This is a genomic window from Flavobacterium terrae (assembly GCF_900142035.1).
Classification (GTDB): domain Bacteria; phylum Bacteroidota; class Bacteroidia; order Flavobacteriales; family Flavobacteriaceae; genus Flavobacterium; species Flavobacterium terrae.
On record NZ_FQZI01000001.1, the window covers coordinates 119,642 to 138,935 of the forward strand.

16 protein-coding genes are annotated in these 19,294 nt (G+C 30.1%); 5 read left to right on the forward strand and 11 right to left on the reverse strand.

The features are described 5' to 3' along the window. Positions 1–33: 33 nt before the first annotated feature. Positions 34–1,008 (forward strand): polyprenyl synthetase family protein, encoded by a 975-nt coding sequence (locus BUC09_RS00560; protein ID WP_073307653.1) that lies wholly within the window; start codon positions 34–36, stop codon positions 1,006–1,008. A 3-nt stretch (positions 1,009–1,011) separates the two neighbouring features. Further along, positions 1,012–1,362: a hypothetical protein gene (locus BUC09_RS00565; RefSeq protein WP_073307655.1), complete on the forward strand. Its 351-nt coding sequence runs from the start codon at positions 1,012–1,014 to the stop codon at positions 1,360–1,362. A gap of 50 nt (positions 1,363–1,412) precedes the next feature. Here the strand turns inward: BUC09_RS00565 and BUC09_RS00570 are convergent, their stop codons facing one another. From BUC09_RS00570 to BUC09_RS00615, 10 genes are all read right to left on the reverse strand, one after another. Then, positions 1,413–2,681, reverse strand: a complete 1,269-nt coding sequence (locus BUC09_RS00570; RefSeq protein ID WP_073307658.1) for a hypothetical protein — start codon at positions 2,679–2,681, stop codon at positions 1,413–1,415. A 191-nt stretch (positions 2,682–2,872) separates the two neighbouring features. After that, positions 2,873–3,970 (reverse strand): MDR/zinc-dependent alcohol dehydrogenase-like family protein, encoded by a 1,098-nt coding sequence (locus tag BUC09_RS00575; protein ID WP_073307660.1) that lies wholly within the window; start codon positions 3,968–3,970, stop codon positions 2,873–2,875. A 3-nt stretch (positions 3,971–3,973) separates the two neighbouring features. Then, complete coding sequence (locus tag BUC09_RS00580; protein WP_073307662.1) at positions 3,974–7,111, reverse strand: lantibiotic dehydratase; 3,138 nt, start codon at positions 7,109–7,111, stop codon at positions 3,974–3,976. Between the two features lie 17 nt (positions 7,112–7,128). Then, positions 7,129–9,288 (reverse strand): peptidase domain-containing ABC transporter, encoded by a 2,160-nt coding sequence (locus BUC09_RS00585; protein WP_073307664.1) that lies wholly within the window; start codon positions 9,286–9,288, stop codon positions 7,129–7,131. Further along, positions 9,285–10,436, reverse strand: coding sequence for an HlyD family secretion protein (locus tag BUC09_RS00590; RefSeq protein ID WP_073307666.1), 1,152 nt, complete (start codon positions 10,434–10,436; stop codon positions 9,285–9,287). The genes BUC09_RS00585 and BUC09_RS00590 overlap by 4 nt, the downstream gene beginning before the upstream one ends. 184 nt (positions 10,437–10,620) lie before the next feature. Beyond that, entirely contained in the window at positions 10,621–10,866 is a 246-nt protein-coding gene (locus BUC09_RS00595; protein WP_073307668.1) for a class I lanthipeptide, read from the reverse strand. A gap of 5 nt (positions 10,867–10,871) precedes the next feature. Continuing rightward, positions 10,872–11,108 (reverse strand): class I lanthipeptide, encoded by a 237-nt coding sequence (locus BUC09_RS00600; protein ID WP_073307670.1) that lies wholly within the window; start codon positions 11,106–11,108, stop codon positions 10,872–10,874. A gap of 42 nt (positions 11,109–11,150) precedes the next feature. After that, positions 11,151–11,375, reverse strand: a complete 225-nt coding sequence (locus BUC09_RS00605; RefSeq protein WP_073307672.1) for a class I lanthipeptide — start codon at positions 11,373–11,375, stop codon at positions 11,151–11,153. Between the two features lie 223 nt (positions 11,376–11,598). Next, a complete protein-coding gene (locus BUC09_RS00610; RefSeq protein ID WP_073307674.1) occupies positions 11,599–11,808 on the reverse strand; it encodes a class I lanthipeptide in 210 nt (69 codons plus the stop codon). A 569-nt stretch (positions 11,809–12,377) separates the two neighbouring features. Further along, the gene (locus BUC09_RS00615) at positions 12,378–14,183 is read right to left on the reverse strand and encodes an AraC family transcriptional regulator (protein ID WP_084127050.1); all 1,806 of its coding nucleotides are present in this window, start codon (positions 14,181–14,183) and stop codon (positions 12,378–12,380) included. A 134-nt stretch (positions 14,184–14,317) separates the two neighbouring features. On the opposite strand from BUC09_RS00615, the gene BUC09_RS00620 reads away from it, so the two are divergent. Next, positions 14,318–14,515 (forward strand): TIGR04149 family rSAM-modified RiPP, encoded by a 198-nt coding sequence (locus tag BUC09_RS00620; RefSeq protein WP_073307678.1) that lies wholly within the window; start codon positions 14,318–14,320, stop codon positions 14,513–14,515. Between the two features lie 43 nt (positions 14,516–14,558). Here the strand turns inward: BUC09_RS00620 and BUC09_RS00625 are convergent, their stop codons facing one another. Continuing rightward, positions 14,559–15,110: a hypothetical protein gene (locus tag BUC09_RS00625; RefSeq protein ID WP_073307680.1), complete on the reverse strand. Its 552-nt coding sequence runs from the start codon at positions 15,108–15,110 to the stop codon at positions 14,559–14,561. A 107-nt stretch (positions 15,111–15,217) separates the two neighbouring features. Between BUC09_RS00625 and BUC09_RS00630 the strand changes: the two genes are divergently transcribed. Both BUC09_RS00630 and odhB read left to right on the forward strand, forming a co-directional pair. Beyond that, positions 15,218–17,983, forward strand: coding sequence for a 2-oxoglutarate dehydrogenase E1 component (locus tag BUC09_RS00630; protein ID WP_073307681.1), 2,766 nt, complete (start codon positions 15,218–15,220; stop codon positions 17,981–17,983). A gap of 54 nt (positions 17,984–18,037) precedes the next feature. Continuing rightward, complete coding sequence (odhB, locus tag BUC09_RS00635) at positions 18,038–19,273, forward strand: 2-oxoglutarate dehydrogenase complex dihydrolipoyllysine-residue succinyltransferase (RefSeq protein ID WP_073307683.1); 1,236 nt, start codon at positions 18,038–18,040, stop codon at positions 19,271–19,273. Positions 19,274–19,294 lie beyond the last annotated feature (21 nt).

The window sequence follows — 19,294 nt, forward strand, 5'->3', positions numbered from 1 at the left end:
AAGTTTTAAAGTATTTTAGCAAAAAAATAAATAATGCATTCCATATCTTATTATCAAGAAGTTATAAGTAACCATTTTTCTTCTTTAACAATCAACCAAGAACCTCAAAACTTATACGAGCCTATAAAATACATTTTATCTCTTGGAGGTAAAAGAATAAGACCTGTTCTAACATTGATGAGTGCAGAAATATTCAATTGTAATTATGAAAAAGCCTTACCTGCAGCAACCGCAGTAGAAGTTTTTCATAATTTTTCTTTGATCCATGATGATATTATGGATGATGCACCATTGAGAAGAGGAAACGAAACTGTACATGAAAAATGGAATATTAACACAGGTATTCTTTCTGGAGATGCTATGTTAATTTTAGCATATCAGTATTTTGAACAATACGAACCTATTATTTTCAGAGAGCTCGCAAAATTATTTAGCAAAACTGCATTAGAGGTTTGTGAAGGACAACAATGGGATATTGATTTTGAAACAAGAGATGATGTGACAATCCCAGAATACATTAAAATGATTGAATTCAAAACAGCAGTATTAGTCGCTGCTGCCATGAAGATGGGAGCTATTGTAGCTGATACTTCAAAAGAAAATGCTGAATTAATCTATGATTTTGGTTTAAATCTAGGCATTGCATTCCAACTTCAAGATGATTATCTTGATGCTTTTGGCGATCCTGAAACCTTTGGAAAACAAGTTGGAGGAGATATAATCGAAAACAAAAAAACATATCTTTATCTTAAAGCAATAGAATTTGCAACAACCGAAACAAAAGAACAATTGCTTCATTTATTTTCAATTCAACCAAAAGAAAATAGTGATAAAATTAATTCTGTGAAAGATATTTTTAACCTCACAGGATCTAGCAAAGCAACTCTTGAGGCTATAAAAGAATACACTGAAAAAGCTTTTCAAACTCTAGAAAAAATGAACATAGAAGACACGAAAAAAGGAGTTCTAAAAGCTTTTGGTGAAAACTTAATGGGAAGAAAAGTTTAGAAAATGTTTATAGCACCCAAAAACACGGACTTATTACTTTCTGAAGCTCAGAAAGAACAATTGTATTTTAAATTAGTTGAGCAGATTAACAAAGATTTTTCATTAGCGAATGAAAGCGTGGATTTCGATACAAACATTTCTCCAATTGATTTGAAAATTCAACTCCAAGAAAAGATATACAAACTTATACAGTTCAAGTTTGCCGAATATCTGAACTTATTATACATCATAGATGTTCCAGAAAGCCAAATAAAAAGTCTCGATGGTTCTGATATATATGAACTTTCAGAACAAGTATCTTTTTTAATTTTAAAAAGAGAATGGCAAAAAGTTTGGTTTAGAAATAGACTATAAAGCAATCATCCCTTAAGGTTACTTAAGGGATGATTTTTGTTTTGGAAATTTTAGTTTGTTGCCAATCTAGTGGTATTGATTGGGTCTTTAATTCTATAATCCGGCATTTTTTTTGAGTCAACCTCTGTAAAAAAAGCAACATCCATGATAGTAGAATATTCTATTATATTACTGTTGGAACTATACCAACTATTTATTTCTTCGTTATACTCAGGCAGCTCGCTTTCTATATGACCATCACAATTATTAAGCAACATGCCTCTTAATTTTATTTTAGCTAATGTCTCTGGTTTCACTTTGAACCCCTTATCAAAAATCAAACTTTGACTAAATCCAGACACCACACTATTACTAATATTTAATGAACAATTTTCTTTTATTAAAATAGCTTCTTTAACTAGACCATTATTCTCAGCAAATTCATTGAACAAGGTAATGTTATTAGCAATTACATTCGTAAGTCTTTTACTTAAATCAGCTTTTGATGCGACGTCATACGATTTTACTTCAAAACATCTAGATTCTCCAGCTCTAGAAGAAAAAGGATTTCTTACCGCAAGACTATTAGTTATTATACATTGTGTACCTTCAGTAAAATTATAATCAGTGTTCATGTTTTTATAAGAAATCAAATTTTCTGCATAAATAATTCCTCCACAAAAACTAAAAGCATCATCATTACAAAAACTCACTTGAATGTTACTAATAATTGACTTACTTCCTACTCCAGCTAAAATAAGTCCTTGATTATTAATCGCGTTTTTTTCCTTTTTCCCAGCAAATTCAATTCTAACGTATTTCAATATCCCAGAATCACTTTCATCTTTACCACCACCATAACTATTGTACTGAGATTCTATATTTAAATCTAATCTTTTTGTAAAATTATTTGTTGTCGCTTCTCCCATTACAACTATCCCACCCCAATCTCCTGGCTTTCTTTCAGAACTTGGTTTATTAGATGTAAAAACAATTGGATCAGTCTCATTTCCAAGAGCAATAATTTTTGCACCTTTTGTTATTATTAAACTTCCTCCTGTTTCAAAATCTCCCCTTATCACTGTCCCTGGTTCAATAAATAAGGTTGCTCCATTTGTTACATACACATTACCCATTAACAAATAAGTGTTTTTTTTATAAAGCATCATATCCTTACTAACAACTCCAGCTAAAACATTTGAAGCTTCGCTGTATTCAGTTGTTTTTGGCTTAAAATTGGTCCAATTTTTTAGCCAATTTGTTTCTCCAACTATTCCTTTTGTTTGACCATTAGTCAAAAAAACCAGAAAAAGTGTAAAACCTAAAATAATTTTTCTCATATTCGTTTGTTTTTGGTTTGAAATGGGGGCAAAAAAGTCAATAAGGCACGAATAATTACATCATAAAGGTAAATACGAAAAAAGATTTTTGATTACGGTTTTACCGTATAAATTGTTAAAAATAATCTTTTGTAGAAATAAAACGAAAAACTAATAGCAAACAAGAAACTTAGACTCAGTTACAACTAATGCTAATTTTTATTTTCATAAACAAAAACCACCTTTCCAAATTTATCTTTATTTAAATTGTAGGATCTAGAAATGAAATCAGAAATACTATTCTCCTCAGTAAATACCGTATCAATAAACATCTTGTTTTCTCTATAGTTTTGTAATCCTTCAACTAAATCTTGAGTAGAGCCTAAACAATTACCTATTAAACTAATATTCTTCATCATTAAACCAACTATTAAAGCTGAAAGGTTTACTCCATCACTATTAATCATTTTATGACTAGATTGTTTAAAAATCCCACAGGTTACGTATCTGGCATTAAAATTAAGACAAGGAATTAAATATTCTAGATAAGTATCTGAAAAAGCATCAAATACAACATCAAATAAAATATCTTTTGGAATATTATTCTCACTAACTGAAAAGACTTCCTTAATAAAAGGAAAATGGTCTTTTACTTTTTGGATATTCTCCCCAGAATATGAGAGCCCATAAACATTACAGTCTTCACCCCATAATGTATTTAATAGAAAAAAAGAGGTATTTGAAGTGATAGAAGTAACTAAAACATTGTTTCCTTTTTTAATTGCTCCTTTTTTAAGCATAGACATTGAAGTTTGTGTCCCAATGCTTAGAGCTCCAGCATCTTCAGCTGAAATATAATCAGGTACTTTACAAAGTTTTAGCTGATTATAAACCTCAAACTCTCGACTTGAATGATTAGAAGGTATCCCTGGATTCACACCTTCCTTAAAATCAGGAAAGGCACAATCTCCAATTACCAAATCTCCAATTGAAAAACGAGTTACATCTTTACCAACTTTAATCACATATCCAGAAAAATCTGAGCCTATAGGATAATAAGTTTCTACTTCTTTGTCTTTTAAATAATTCCACGCCATTTCCATAATTCCTAAATCTCTATAATTTAGTGAAAAACTCTTTTTTTGTACTAAAACTGAATTTTTAAAAATATCAGACTCGGGATCAAATTCAGGTGCATTACCTTCTACTAAAGCAAGAGGAATCTTTAAATCATCTATTTCCATTAAATGTTTGTTCTTTTCATCAATTACTTCAAACAAACTTGGAGTCACAACAGCTAAAGCTTTCATAATTTATAAATTAATAGTTTCTAATTCTGTTTTATTTTCTTTAATAACATGCAGTTTCTTACTATAATACTTGTACATAAAATCATAAACCACCATTTCATGAACACGTTGTTTTGAAATAAAAATCCTATTACAAATCATATGTAAATAGCTCATAACAATATCTTCAACAGGGATTTTTAAAGCATTTTCTTGATTCATTTGAAGTATAAAAGAAATTGCTTCTTCATTTGCTTTAGAACGTTTTAACAAAACCTCCCAGATTGGTAAATAATCCTGATGAGTATTTACTTTAGATAGAAAATTTTCAATTTCTAGCTCATGAGTTGCATAATACTCATTGATTTGTTTGTTTAATTTACCAGATCGATTAAATTCTTTCCCAAAGTTTGTTTTGGCCACATTAAAAAGTTGCATTCTTTTTTCAAATGAAAATCCAAAATCATTTAAGAAATGATCCATTGACAACAATGAATACAACCACCTGATTTTTTCTCCTTCATCTCCTTCAATCATATCAACAAATTGAAGTGTAGAAACGCTGTCATTATAAAATAAAGTTTCAGTAGCTTCTATCGAATCAAATCCGTAACGTTGTAATTCTCTTAGATATGTGTCTGTTTGTGTTTTCCAAATAACATTATTCACTTCAAAAGGTAATGTGAATTTTTTTACTGCCTTAATACAATCTGTAAATAAATTCAAGTCTTTTAACAAAACTCTAAAACGAAGATGATGTCCTTGAGCATCGTAATAGCGTATGAAAAACCATTTTTCCATGATCTTTTTTTGCTCTAACTCTGCAACCAGTGGGTTAATTACTTTATTTAAAATTTCCTCACCAGCTCTTTCACCACAATAAAATTTATAATACAACCATTGTTCACCTATCGAAAAAGATTTTTTAACATCATAATTAATCTCTTCAAATTGATGCAAATCTTTTTGAATATTTTGTTCCTGTTTTTCTGGTAAATTTTTATGAGCAACTAAAACTACTTCATTACAATAAGCTCCAGTTATACTATCTTCTTTAAACAAAAATTCTTTTAGTTGTAAAAAGCGTTCTCCTTTTAACATATTATAAAAAACAATACAACTAAACTCATTTTCAAAGTTTATTAAAACCTCATTGTCTCCTTGAGTAATATAAATGAGATTTGGAATATTTCTTGATTTTTGAAATGCTCTTATGATTCCTACAGCATTAGATTCATCATTAGCGAGTAAAGTATCAATATCACTCTTATTAATATTCCAAGTAGCTCTTGAAAAGATAATATCCTTATAACAAACTCTTGGCAAAAAATCAAATTCGCTTTGTAAAGCTCCCCAACTAAAAGCAAAACCAGAAGATTCTTGATTTTGAATGTCACATAAAAAATGATAAATAGGCAATGCATTACTGCTGTAATTATGTGCATTGCTTAATCTTGGAATAATTTCTTTATTTAATTTCTTAGATCTCAGAATCACTTTATTATTTTTTACCGAAACCAGTAAATCTTCTATTAAAATTTGATGCTCTTGATCTACTGATGCATTTCCTAAATAAGGTATTTCATATTCACGTTGAAAACTTCTGTACAGTATATTACCAGTTCTTGCTTGTGGTAAGTGAACTATTTCGGCAACAATTTTATCTATAGATAAGTTTTTTTCGATTTCTGTAATTTCATTAGACAAAGTAAAAATTTGAGAATCTAAATGAGTAAACCTTCCTATTAAGCCGTTTGCTGTAGGCCCTGAAACTGTTTTTAGGTTAATTTTCTCTTTTCCATTTTCAGTAAAAATATTTGTAAATACTGAAAAAGTATCTGGATACAACCTTTCATCCTCAACAAAATTTTTAATTTCATCATCAGTAATCTCAATAGATTGCCAATTATTTTTATGAGCTTCTAATAATTTTTTGAATAGAAAAGTCTTTTTAAAATCCATAGAGAACTTTCTTTCTCCGCTATAATTTCTCATTAGAACTAAATTATCAACTAATGGAGTTTTAGCTCCTGATTTAGCTCCATATCCAACCCCTAAATCTGGATCCAAAACTTTAATTAAAGGCTGTTCATATTCCTCATAGCGTTCTTGAAAATTCTTTTTAAATTCTTTCAAAGTATCATTTTCATGATAAGAACAAAGCTTATTTAAAGCTGTTATTGCTCCTCTAACCGCTTTTAAAGTTTTAAAACTTAGACTACCATTATTTATTTTACGACAGCTATCCACCTGAAATAGTTTAGTAATATCTATCTCTTTTCCTAGCTGAGCCGTCAAAAATTCATGTATTTCATAATAGTATTGAATATCATTAATGCAATTTTTATCCAAATCATTTATTTTGTCTTTTAATGTATTAATAAGATTTTTAATTACATGTGCTTCATAGAAATCAAAACGATCTTCTTCAAGAACCTGAAGTAATTTTTCAAAGTAATCTTGGCCAGTAACTGTAAACTCAAGTTCACTAACAATAAATTGATTTTCAATTAATTTACTTATAAATTCTGACGCATCATTTTTTGAAATATCATCACAAATTAATAATTGCACCAAATCATTGAACTGAATTCCTTTTTTAGCCTCTGTATAAATTAAACTTAAATAGTCAGTTTTTTCAACTTCAGATATTTTATGAAATCTAACATCATTCTTATAATAGTATTCTACATATCTGTACTTGTCAAAAACTTCATAAGCTGAATTATTTGTATAAAGTTTCAAAACAGATCTAATAGACTCATTTTTAATTATCTCAGGCAACAGAATAGCCAAAAAATACATGTCAAATTTTGTAAATCTTATTAATTCGCTACTCCCAATATTCATGTCTGCTTCATTGGTTATTTGTGCAGAAGCAACAGTTGCAAACATCCCAAATGGTGTAGCTCTATTGGCTAAACGTGATGCGTATTTATATAAAGAGCCTTTCAAATTTTTAAGCTCATCTTCTTTTTGAAACAATTCTCCTTTTTCCCACAAAGTCATTGCTTTATATATGTTTGGTGAGCCTAAAAATAAAGCTTCTCTATTTTCTTTTTTTGCAAATATCTCTTGGATTTGCTCCCATGTCAAATCCACTTTTTTTTCTTCCAATGGTGTTCTTACTATGGCAGTTTTTGTAAAAGAATAGTTTTTCATTTGTTAATATTTTAATTTTAAATAGCAATGTTGTTCCACATATTATAGTAATACTCTTTTCTAGAAATCAACTCTTCATGATTCCCAGATTCTATAATTTGACCTTTTTTGAAGGCGTAAATAACATCTGCATTTTTTATTGTCTGTAATTTATGAGCTATGACAATAATCGTTTTACCTTCTTTACGGAGTTCTTCAACAAGTTTTTTTATTATCAATTCAGACTCAGAATCCAAAGCTGATGTAGCCTCATCTAAAATTAATATCTCTGGTTCTTTGTATAATGCTCTAGCAAAAGCAATTCGTTGTTTTTCACCTCCTGATAAATTAGCTCCAAATTCACCCAAATAGGTATTAAATCCGTTTGGCAATGCTTCTATAAAGTCATAAGCTCCAACTCGTTTACTTACTTCTATGATTCGCTCCATATTAGGTTCTGATTCTCCAATTGCAATATTAAAAGCAATAGTCCCATCAAATAATTCAACATTTTGAGGAACAGTTGTTACCAAATCATTAATGCTTTTTTTAGAAATATAGTTTAGATCATACTCACCTATTAAAATTTTACCCTCTTTAGGATAATAAATATTTTGAATTAAAGAAGCTAAGGTGCTTTTACCACTCCCACTTTCACCAATAAAGGCTGTAAATTCACCCTTTTTTATATTTAGATTTAAATCTTTAAATATATAAAAACCCAATTCATATGAAAAGTCGATATTTTTAAATTGAATATCTCCTAAATTATATTTCGTTAAAGTTACTTTTGATTCGATTTCCTCTCTGTCCAAATCCATAATACCAAATAATCTTTCTGCAGCAATCATTGCATTTTGTATAGTTTGATTTGTACCTATTAACTGAGAAGCTGGTCCAGTAAAATAACCAATTATAGAATAAAATGAAAACAATTCCCCAGGTGTTATTTCACCATCAATTGCATAATATGTACCAACCCACAATAGAATTATTGTAAATATTCTAGAAATAAAATCAGTGGAAGTTCTGGCAAATATTCCATTTATACCTGATTTATAAATACTCTTAAGCAAATCTACAAACTTCAGTTCTGTTCTTATTTTTGAAAAATCCTCTAAAGAAAGTCTTTTAACAGTCCCTATGTTTTTAATAGATTCCACTAACTGAGATTCCATTAAGGCGTTTTTTTCCATGATTTCTCTCTCAACTTTTTTATTAAGCTTATTTGTAATTAGGTAGATAGCTATATAAAAAGGAATAATTAAACACATTATTAAAGCTAATTTCCAATAGTAAGTAAACATAAAAATGAATGAAAAAATTACAATCAGAATATTTACAGAAACACTTAATGCAGTTTCATTAATGAGTACTCTTATTTTTACGGCATCACCAATTCTTGACATAATTTCACCAATTCGCATTGTATCAAAGAATTTTTGAGGCATGGTAAACAAATGTTTGTAATACCCTAAAATCAATCTTGAATCAATTTGCTGACTAGTCTTTAAAATAAAAACATCTTTTAGAACACCATAAACAACTTGTAGAATTAAACATCCAATAACAATTATACTCATTAAGTTGAGCAAACTTTTATTACCACTCACTAAAACAAAATCAGTAATTTTTCCAACATAAATTGAAATTGAAAATCCTAACAAAGTATATAAAACAGCACCAATTATAGCCTGAAACAATATATATTTATGAGGTTTTAATAAAAAAGAAATACGTCTCCAATTTGAAAATTTTTCATTCTTTTCTGTAAATATATCTTCATCTGGAATTAATATTAAAGCATAAGTTGTAAAGATTTTTTCTAATTCAGAAAACTTTTTCTTTTCTAATTTCCCTATTGCAGGATCCATTACCTGAATGTATCTTTTAGTAACCTTATAGACAACCATATAATGTGGAAATTCGTGACCATCTTTAACTTGCATAACATGTATAATTGCAGGAAAAGGCAATTCATTAATTCCTTCAAAAGAGACTTGTACCCCTTTAGCCAAAAATCCAAGTTTAGACGCCGCCTCTCTCAATCCCAACAAAGTGGTACCTTTTTGGTTTGTGTTTGCATATTGTCTTATTCTTGCAATAGGCAAACTCAAGTTATAGAATTCAGCAATAGAAGCTAAACAAGCTGCTCCGCAATCTGAAAAATCATGTTGTTTTATTTCTATTTTACTCATTTTTTAGCCGTGTAAGGGTTAAACCAATCTTCAACTTCATCAAATAAAAGTTGAAAAGCTGTTCTTCTGGTCAAAAAAAATCTACTAGTTAATGTCATTCCTTTTTTTAGTTTTCCAATTGCACCATTTTTTAATGTTAATTTATCTTTATCCAAAGAGCTCCTTACTTTGTAAAATGGAGTATTATTTAGAAAAACTACATCCTTACTTATTTCTAGAATTTTACCAGTTCCAAATCCCCACTGATTAGAATTAAAAGCATCTATTTGATATAATGCATTACCTTTTTCCATAATAAAACCAATGTCTGAAGGATTTATGTATGTTTCAACTACTACATTTTTGTCAGGTGAAATTTCAATAATTGCGTTTCCTACAGCAACCAAACTCCCCTTGTGATATCCTTGCATATTGACTAGTTCACCATCTATTGGGGCAGTAATAATATAATTCTCTTCTTCTTCTTTCAATTGCTTTTGAGAAGATTTGATTGTAGTGTTAGTTTGTTGTATTTGTGTAAGCTCCTTTTGCCAAGTGAGTTGTGCCTGTTTAATAACATTGTTTCTATCATTCTTTACTTTATCAAACTCTAATTGCGCTCTTTCATATTCTACTTTTGAGATTACATCTTTCTTAAATAAATGTTCTTTTCTGTTAAACTCAGTTTGCAAATTTTGAAGAATTACATCTAAATTGTACAATTCTTGCTTAAACTTTAAATACTCTTTTTGATACTGTTCTGATTTTACAGCATTATAATTTTGGGCAATCAAATTCTTTAAATCTGAGGCAAATAAATTATTCTCTCTGCTTTGCAAAGAATTTAGATTTTCTCTCTCTTTTAAAATTTCATGCGAAATAATAAGTAAAGTGTCGCCTCTTTTAACTTTTTTATTTTCCTCAATATTGAATGTTGTTATCTTACCATTAGAAGGCACATAAATAGTTACCTTCTTTTCTTGAGACACAATTGTTCCGCGACTTGTTGTAAAAATATCTATTGTAATAAAAGGCAGAGAAACAAAAACTATTAATAAAGCGACACAAGTAACCCAAAAAAAAACTGATGTTTTTTTATTATGTTTTACTATATGATTTTCAATTGTGCTTTTTAGAATCTCCTCGGGAAATATATTTTTCTCAGTCATATTTTTTTGTTTAAACACAAGGCAAATGAACCTAATATTAAAAGATTAAAAAAATGAAAAAAACTTGTTTTTATAAAAAAACTAATCTTTTCGATAAATTAAAATATTAACAATCAATATTTTAAATAAAAAAAGAAATCGAAAAGGCTGCAAAAGCAGCCTTTAATAAAAATACTCTTAAATATTAGTTCTCTTTTACGGCAGTATAAACTGCTACTGAAACTGAAACTGCAACTATAGATGCCGCTGCGCTTACCACAGCTGAAGCTATTGCTGAACCTACTAAAGAAAGAGCTTGACCAGAGACAGCCGATATAGTAGCACAAAAACCTCCAGTACCTCCGTTAATTTCGTTTAGGTGAGAATCATTTAATTCAACTACAGCAGTCTTATTAAAATTTAACTTATTGATATTATTTGACTTTTTCATAAAATTTAATTTTCTTTATTATTAATATATATGTAAGATAAAACTGAGGCTACAGCTGAAACTGAAGCCGCCGAAACTACAGCAGATATAACTGCCGCCCCACAAACAGCACTACTCACTGCTGATGCTGCAACACAAGCCGCAGTTGTTCCTCCATTTACTTCCTGTAATTGATGATCATTTAATTCCACTACATTTAGCTTCTTGAAAGCTAACTCTGGATTTATATTTTTCTTTTTCATTTTATTAAAATTGATTAAGTTTTAGTAAAAATATTTTACTTACTACAACATTTGATTTTCAGTAAAAGTCCCATTGCTGCTAGATATACAAAATGTACATCCAATGGTAGGTACCGTTGACACTGTTGTTGTAATTGACACAACAGATGCAGTAGGAATTGGATAAGGCATAGTACCTCCATTAACTGAGTTTAATTGATCATTGTTTAGTTCAACTAAAGAAGCTTTTGTAAAAACTAATTTTGAGTTTACATTTTGTTTTTTCATTTTGTTAGAATTTTAGTCATTATTTCCTTACTCTATTTAGGATTTTCAGGTTTCTCCTTTTGCAATTCACTTTAAACTCTATCAATGTATTGAATCAAATCCCTTTTTAATTTTTAAAAACCAACGTGGTCTGAACGTGAAATAGTCAACAGATTAATTATTAATTTTAAGATATTATTGCATTATTAGAAATACATTCTATTCTTTAGAATTAAGACATTAATCAAAGTTGCAATGTCTTATAAAAACTTGCTATTGCAGCTGAAACAGCAACATTGGTATCAAAAGTGTTATTGGTAAAAGATACCACTGCAGATTTTACAGCATCTCCTAAATCAGCACCTTTAATTTGAAAAAGTTGATTGTCGTTTAATTCTGCTATTCCCTTTTTTTTAAAAAGCAATAACTTACTAATACTCTTTTCTTTTTTCATTATTTTAGTTTAAATTACAACCTTCCTTAATAAGGTCTTGGTTTTGTTCTTTAAAGAATTAAATACAAAAAACAATTATGATGACGGTGTTACAGCTTAGGGAATAGACGACTTATTTTTTTAAATTCTAGAATTAAAACTTTAAAAAATGAATCTGTTTTAGTAGATTCATTACTGTCTTTAAGCTCAAAAATTGAATTCCGATTAAGTCTTTTTTTTCCTTTAAGAATCATAAGAATTATTGTTTGCAATTAAAACTTTCATTTTAACCAACAAGCAATGTGAAAAAGTAACTTTACAGAGAAGTTTGTTTTGAAGATTTTAAAACTTTTGTAACTTTGCAAAGTAATTCCTAACAGTCACTTGTTGGGTTTACATTTTGTTAAATTTTCTTATAAAACAGCGTCTCCACACGCTGTTTTATTTTTTCAAAAAAAGATGGTACCTTTCTCTTTTCGACAAATCAAATTAAGAGAGGATTTTTGAAGAAAAAAAAAAAAAAACACGCTTATTTATAAAAAAAGCGTGCTTAAAAGTGTAGTAATACTTTTATTATCAGTAAGTTATATCTATTTTTTGCTTTCTGATAACTCATTAATTTTTTTGATATAGATAGCAGGTGTAATACCTGTAGCTTCTTTAAAATATTTAGTAAAAGCATCAGGTCTTTTATATCCAATCTCTGTTGCTATGGCATTAACAGAATAAGATCTTAACTTTGCATTTTTCTTTAGTTCAATTATTATATAATTGATACGCAACTCGTTGATATAAGTACTAAAATTTTTTCCTAACTCATTATTGACAACTTTGGACAAATAAGCTGTATTTGTTTTCAATTTTTTTGCAACATTATGCAATGTGCATTCTTGTTTTAAAAAATATTTTTTTTCTTCTAATTTTTCTAACTTTTCTAATATTTCATTTATTTTTTCATCTTTAATAATAAAACCTTGAGTTATTTCAGCAGCGTCATTATCATTGAATTCGCTATTATTTTCTCCTTTATATTCATCAGATTCTTCATTTAAATCAAGAGCGTCATTCTCTGAAAAATCTTCATCAATTTCTTCTTCTAAAGAAGCTATCTGATTTTTTAAAACATGAATATCTCTATTATTGTCAGGATTTTCCTGATTGAGTTCAATTTCATATTCATTTATTCTATGAATTAAATTTTCAAAGCGTTCTTGATTTTCTTTTTCATACTTTTTCTTTCTATAATAAAGGATAATTAGAAATATACTTAAAAAAGTAATTATTCCAATTAGTACCCATTTTTGAATACTTAGTGATTTTTTTTCGTTTTCCATTTCAGAAACACTCATATTGTGAAGATATTCTATAGTTTCTATCCTTTTTTGTCCAATTTTTTTAGAATCTTGTACATACTTCTCTAAATAAAAAGCAGCTTTTCCAGGATCATTTAATTGCTTGTAGTTTTCTGCTAATATGTTATCTATCTCAACATGATTTTGTGTAGAAAATGGTATTTCATTGTTTTTTTCTAGGATTTGTGATAATATTTCTACAGATTGATTGTCTCTTTCTTGCAGTGTATAAGACTTTGCTAAATTAATTGCAGTCATTCTAATGTAATCAACAACACCATATTTTTTAGCTAACTCCAAAGCTTTTTTTAATTCATTTTCTGCCTGAAAATAATTTTTAGAATAGATAAAGTTTAGTGCAAGTTGATTTCTAAAAAAAATTTCATACTCATCATAATTAAACTTTTTTGATTCTAACAATCCTTTATTAACTAAAATGATTGATGAATCAGGTTGATGGAGCTTTAAAAAAGTTTTAGATAAACTTAATTGCAGACTTAGCTTTGAAAGCCTGTCAAATTTTTGCTTTTTAAAACCTTCTTTAAAAATTTGTAATGCTTCTCTATATTTTTCAATTTCATAATATACATTTCCCCTCTGAATTACAATATAATCATACGCATAACTTTCATTGTTATTTTTAGCAATTATTAAACATTCATTATATAATTCTAATGCACTATCAAAATCATTTTGATTAAACAAATAATTCGCTTTATTAATTTTAAATTTTAGCACTAAATCTTTATCATCATTTTCTGTAGCCTTTTGTATAGCTTTTTCATAATAATAAAAAACACTATCTCTTTGTGATTCAACACTATGTAAATCAGCAAGATAAAAGTATGCTAAACTTTGATCTTTAAAATTCCCCTGACTTTTAGATTTTTCTAATAACTTATAACTGAAATACTTTGCTCTTTTTGTATCATTAAGAAGTGTCTTCCTGATAGAATCGATTAGAACTTTGTTCGAGTTCGATTGTGGCATCACAGAATTAAACATAAAAAGCATTATAAAAAAAGGCAAAACATTCTTCCTCATCACTATATTTTAAACTAAAATTATTTAAACATAAAAGCTAAATTAAACCTGTTTTTTTATAAAAAAAGGGTTGTAATATTTTATTTTATTATCCAAATAAAATACCTTGGCAAGGTAAAAAACATTAATTTATTATGAAAAAAATCAAAAAACAAAAACTAATCCTACAAAAAACTTCAGTTATTGAATTAAATGTATCCGAAATGAACAAAATTTTCGGGGGAACTGGCGAAGTAACAACTATTAATGATCCATCAGCAACTATTAGTATTGACACTGGTATTAATCCAAGAACAATATTCACTACATGTTCATCTAATAGAACAAAATAATTTTTTTATATCGAGGCTTTTATAAAAGCCTCGATATAAAAATCTAAAAATACACCCTAACAAAAGGCATCCAAGCCTGACTGTAAACATTGTTCTCTTCCTTATATAAAATATTATATCGAAAACCAATTGTTACATTTTGATTTCTGTATCCTGCACCAAGAAATAAAGCAGTATTCCAAAAATCATCCTTTATGGAAGGTGAAAAAGCAGTATATGTATTATTGACTCTAAGTTCTTCCAACTCTGCAGAAAGTTGAACTTCTCTGATTGGATTAAATAATGTAATTATGCTTGCCCCATAAATATGCGAATCATACAACCCTTTTTGCTTAACATAACTATATTGAATCCCTAGACCTGTAGAAAAATATTCATTAAAAGGATAAATTGCACTAGGAGCAACTGCTATATTAGTATAATTACTCCCTATTCCAAGACCTAATCCTCCACCAACTTGCAGCTTCTTCCAAAAAATATTTTTTTTAGGCGCTGTAATTGAATCTTGAGCTTGTAAAAAACTGAAAAACAACAAAAACTGAACATAAATAGCAATTCTTGTTAAAAAAACGAAGGAGTACTTACTTGAATTCATTTTTATGAATATTTTATGATATAAAAGTATGAAAACATTAGAACATTATTGTAAAGTATTGTACTTTTGCCAAAATTTTTAACCACAAATCGTCCTCACTTAATATTATGGATAGGTTTTCCTTTTTAAACGCAGCACACACGGCTTTTTTTGCCGATTTATACGACCAATATTTAGAAAATCCAGATAGCGTGGAACCTTCATGGAGAGCTTTCTTCCAAGGTTTCGACTTTGCTAATGAATTTGGAGCAGGTCCCGTTGAAGGATTGGCTTTATCAGCAAATGGTCAAGATTGTTCAGTTGTAACTGATAAACTTCAAAAAGAATTTAATGTTCTTAAGTTAATTGATGCTTATAGAACTCGCGGTCACTTGTTTACAAAAACAAATCCTGTACGCGAACGTAGAACGTATTCACCAGATTTAAAAATTGAAAACTTTGGTCTTTCAAATGCTGATTTAGATATCGTTTTTGATGCTGCCAAAGTGGTAAACTTAAATCCTTCTTCATTGCGTGATATTATAAAACATTTAGATAATGTTTACTGTCAACACATTGGGGTGGAATACATGTACATTCGTGATCCAAAAGTAATTGATTGGATCCAACGTCGTCTAGACATTAATGACAACTTACCTAGCTTCAATGCTGATCAGAAGAAGCGTATTCTTAAAAAATTAAATGAGGCGGTTTCATTTGAAAACTTTTTACATACTAAATATGTTGGTCAAAAACGTTTCTCATTAGAAGGTATTGAGTCTGCAATTCCAGCTTTAGACTTCTTAATTGAAGCAGCAGCTGATAAAGGTGTAGAACAATTCGTAATGGGAATGGCACACCGTGGTCGTTTAAATGTTTTGGCAAACGTTTTTGGAAAGCCAACTCAAGACATCTTCTCTGAATTTGACGGAAAAGATTACGATGACGATGCATTGTTTGATGGTGACGTTAAATACCACTTAGGTCTTACAGCCGACAGACAAACACAAAACGGAAAAAAAATAAACATCAACTTAGCCCCTAACCCTTCTCACCTTGAAACTGTAGGTGCCGTTATTGAAGGTATTGCGCGTGCTAAGCAAGACAAATACTATCCAGAAGATTTCTCAAAAGTTTTACCTATCGCTGTTCATGGTGATGCTGCTGTTGCAGGACAAGGTATCGTTTATGAAATCATTCAAATGGCTAAACTTGATGGTTATAAAACCAATGGTACTATACACGTAGTGTTTAACAATCAAGTTGGTTTTACCACTAACTACTTAGATGCTCGTTCATCAACGTATTGTACAGATGTTGCTAAAGTAACTTTATCGCCAGTACTTCACGTAAATGCTGATGATGCCGAAGCTGTAGTTCATGCTATGTTATTTGCTTTAGAATACCGTATGGAATTTAAGCAAGACGTATTCATAGACTTATTAGGATATAGAAAATATGGTCATAACGAAGGTGACGAACCTAAATTTACACAACCTATCTTATATAAAGCAATTGCTAAACATAAAAATCCAAGAGACCTATATGCTGAACAATTAAAAGCAGAAGGTGCTATTGATGGTAATTTTGTAAAACAATTAGAGGAAGAATACAAAGCTTCCTTAGAAGAAAACTTAGAAAACTCTCGTAAAAAAGACTTAACGGTTATTTCTCCGTTTATGCAGGACGAGTGGAAAGGTTTCGAACAAGTTGAAGCGGAAGGAATGCTTAAAAAGTACGAAACTAAAGCTAGCAAAGAAATTATCGATGCGGTTGCCAAAACAGTAACTGAATTACCTTCTGATAAAAAATTCATCAAAAATATTACAAAAGTAATTGGTGACCGTAAAAAAATGGTTGATGAAAACAGGTTAGACTGGGCAATGGGTGAAATGTTAGCTTATGGTTCATTATTAACCGAAGGTTACGATGTTCGTATTTCTGGACAAGATGTGGAACGTGGTACGTTTTCACATCGTCATGCAGTTGTTAAAGTAGAAGATTCAGAAGAAGAAGTAATCTTATTGAACCACATTCCTAATAAAAAAGGAAATTTCTCGGTGTACAATTCACACCTATCTGAATATGGTGTTTTAGGATTTGAATATGGTTATGCCTTAGCCAATCCAAATGCTTTAACTATTTGGGAGGCACAGTTTGGTGATTTCTCAAATGGTGCTCAAATCATGATTGACCAATACATTTCAGCAGCGGAAGACAAATGGAACAATCAAAATGGTATCGTGATGTTATTACCTCACGGTTATGAGAATCAAGGAGCCGAACACTCTTCGGCACGTATGGAACGTTACTTACAATTATGTGCTAACCACAACATGTATGTTGCCGATTGTACAACACCAGCCAACTTCTTCCATTTATTAAGAAGACAAATGGTGACTAAATTCCGTAAGCCATTAGTAGTAATGACACCTAAGAGTTTATTACGCCATCCTGAAGCAATTTCGGCTTTAAGTGAATTTACTGACGGTCAATTCCAAGAAGTAATTGATGATGCAAATGTAAATCCAGCGGATGTTAAAACATTAGTGTTCTGTACAGGTAAATTCTACTATGATTTAAAAGCAGAAAGAGAAGCTAACGGAAGAAAAGATGTTGCTTTTGTAAGATTAGAACAATTGTTCCCTTTACCAGTTGAACAAATGAAAGCAATCATAGCTAAATATCCTAATGCAGATGATTATGTTTGGGCACAGGAAGAACCAAGAAACATGGGAGCTTACGGATATATGCTAATGTATTTTAACGAAGTTAAATTTAGAATTGCTTCGCCTAAAGCATATAGTGCACCAGCAGCTGGTAGTTATGTTCGTTCTAAAAAACGTCACGCAGCAGCTATTGCGATGGTTTTTGACAAAACCTTATTTCAATAAAAATTGTATTTTTGATAAACTGATATATAACAACACTTTATAAAATTATAAAAGATGATTTTAGAAATGAAAGTCCCTTCACCGGGAGAATCAATCAAAGAAGTAGAAATTGCTACTTGGTTAGTGAAAGACGGAGATTATGTAGAAAAAGACCAAGCAATTGCAGAAGTTGATTCAGATAAAGCAACATTAGAATTGCCTGCTGAAATGAGTGGAGTAATTACGCTTAAAGCAGAAGAAGGTGACACAGTAGCAGTTGGCGCTGTAGTTTGTTTAATTGATACTGATGCAGCAAAACCTGAAGGTGGATCAGCAGCTCCTGCAGCTGAAGCTCCAAAAGCAGATACTTCGACAAGCTCAGCACCCGCAAAAGTAGAAGCTCCGAAAGCTAGTCCAGCGCAAGAAACAACTTATGCAACTGGAAGTGCTTCTCCAGCTGCTAAAAAAATATTAGCAGAAAAAAACATTGACCCTGCAACTGTATCTGGCACAGGTAAATCAGGAAGAATCACTACTGAAGATGCGGCTAACGCTGTTCCTTCAATGGGAACTCCTACTGGAGGATCAAGAGGTTCTGACAGATCAAAATTATCAATGTTACGTCGTAAAGTAGCTGAGCGTTTAGTAGCTGCTAAAAACGAAACTGCAATGTTAACTACGTTCAACGAAGTTGACATGACTGAAATTTACAAATTACGTGATCAATATAAAGAAGAATTCAAAGCTAAACACCAAATGGGATTAGGCTTCATGTCATTCTTCACTAAAGCAGTAACTCGCGCTTTACAATTATATCCAGATGTAAACTCTATGATTGATGGTCAAGAAAAAATCTCTTACGATTTCTGTGACATCTCAGTAGCGGTTTCAGGTCCAAAAGGATTAATGGTTCCAGTAATGCGTAACGCAGAATTATTATCTTTCCGTGGTGTAGAAGCTGAAATCAAACGTTTGGCTTTACGTGCTCGTGACGGACAAATTACTGTTGATGAAATGACAGGTGGAACATTCACGATTTCTAATGGTGGTGTATTCGGTTCTATGTTATCAACGCCTATCATCAACCCTCCTCAATCAGGTATTTTAGGAATGCACAATGTAGTAGACAGAGCTATCGTGAAAAACGGCCAAATCGTTATCGCTCCAGTAATGTTTGTGGCATTATCATACGACCACAGAATCATCGACGGACGTGAGTCAGTTGGTTTCTTAGTAGCAGTAAAAGAAGCTTTAGAAAACCCAACAGAAATCTTAATGGGTGGTAATCCAAGAAAAGCATTGGAATTGTAATATTCTCAATTTATATATAAA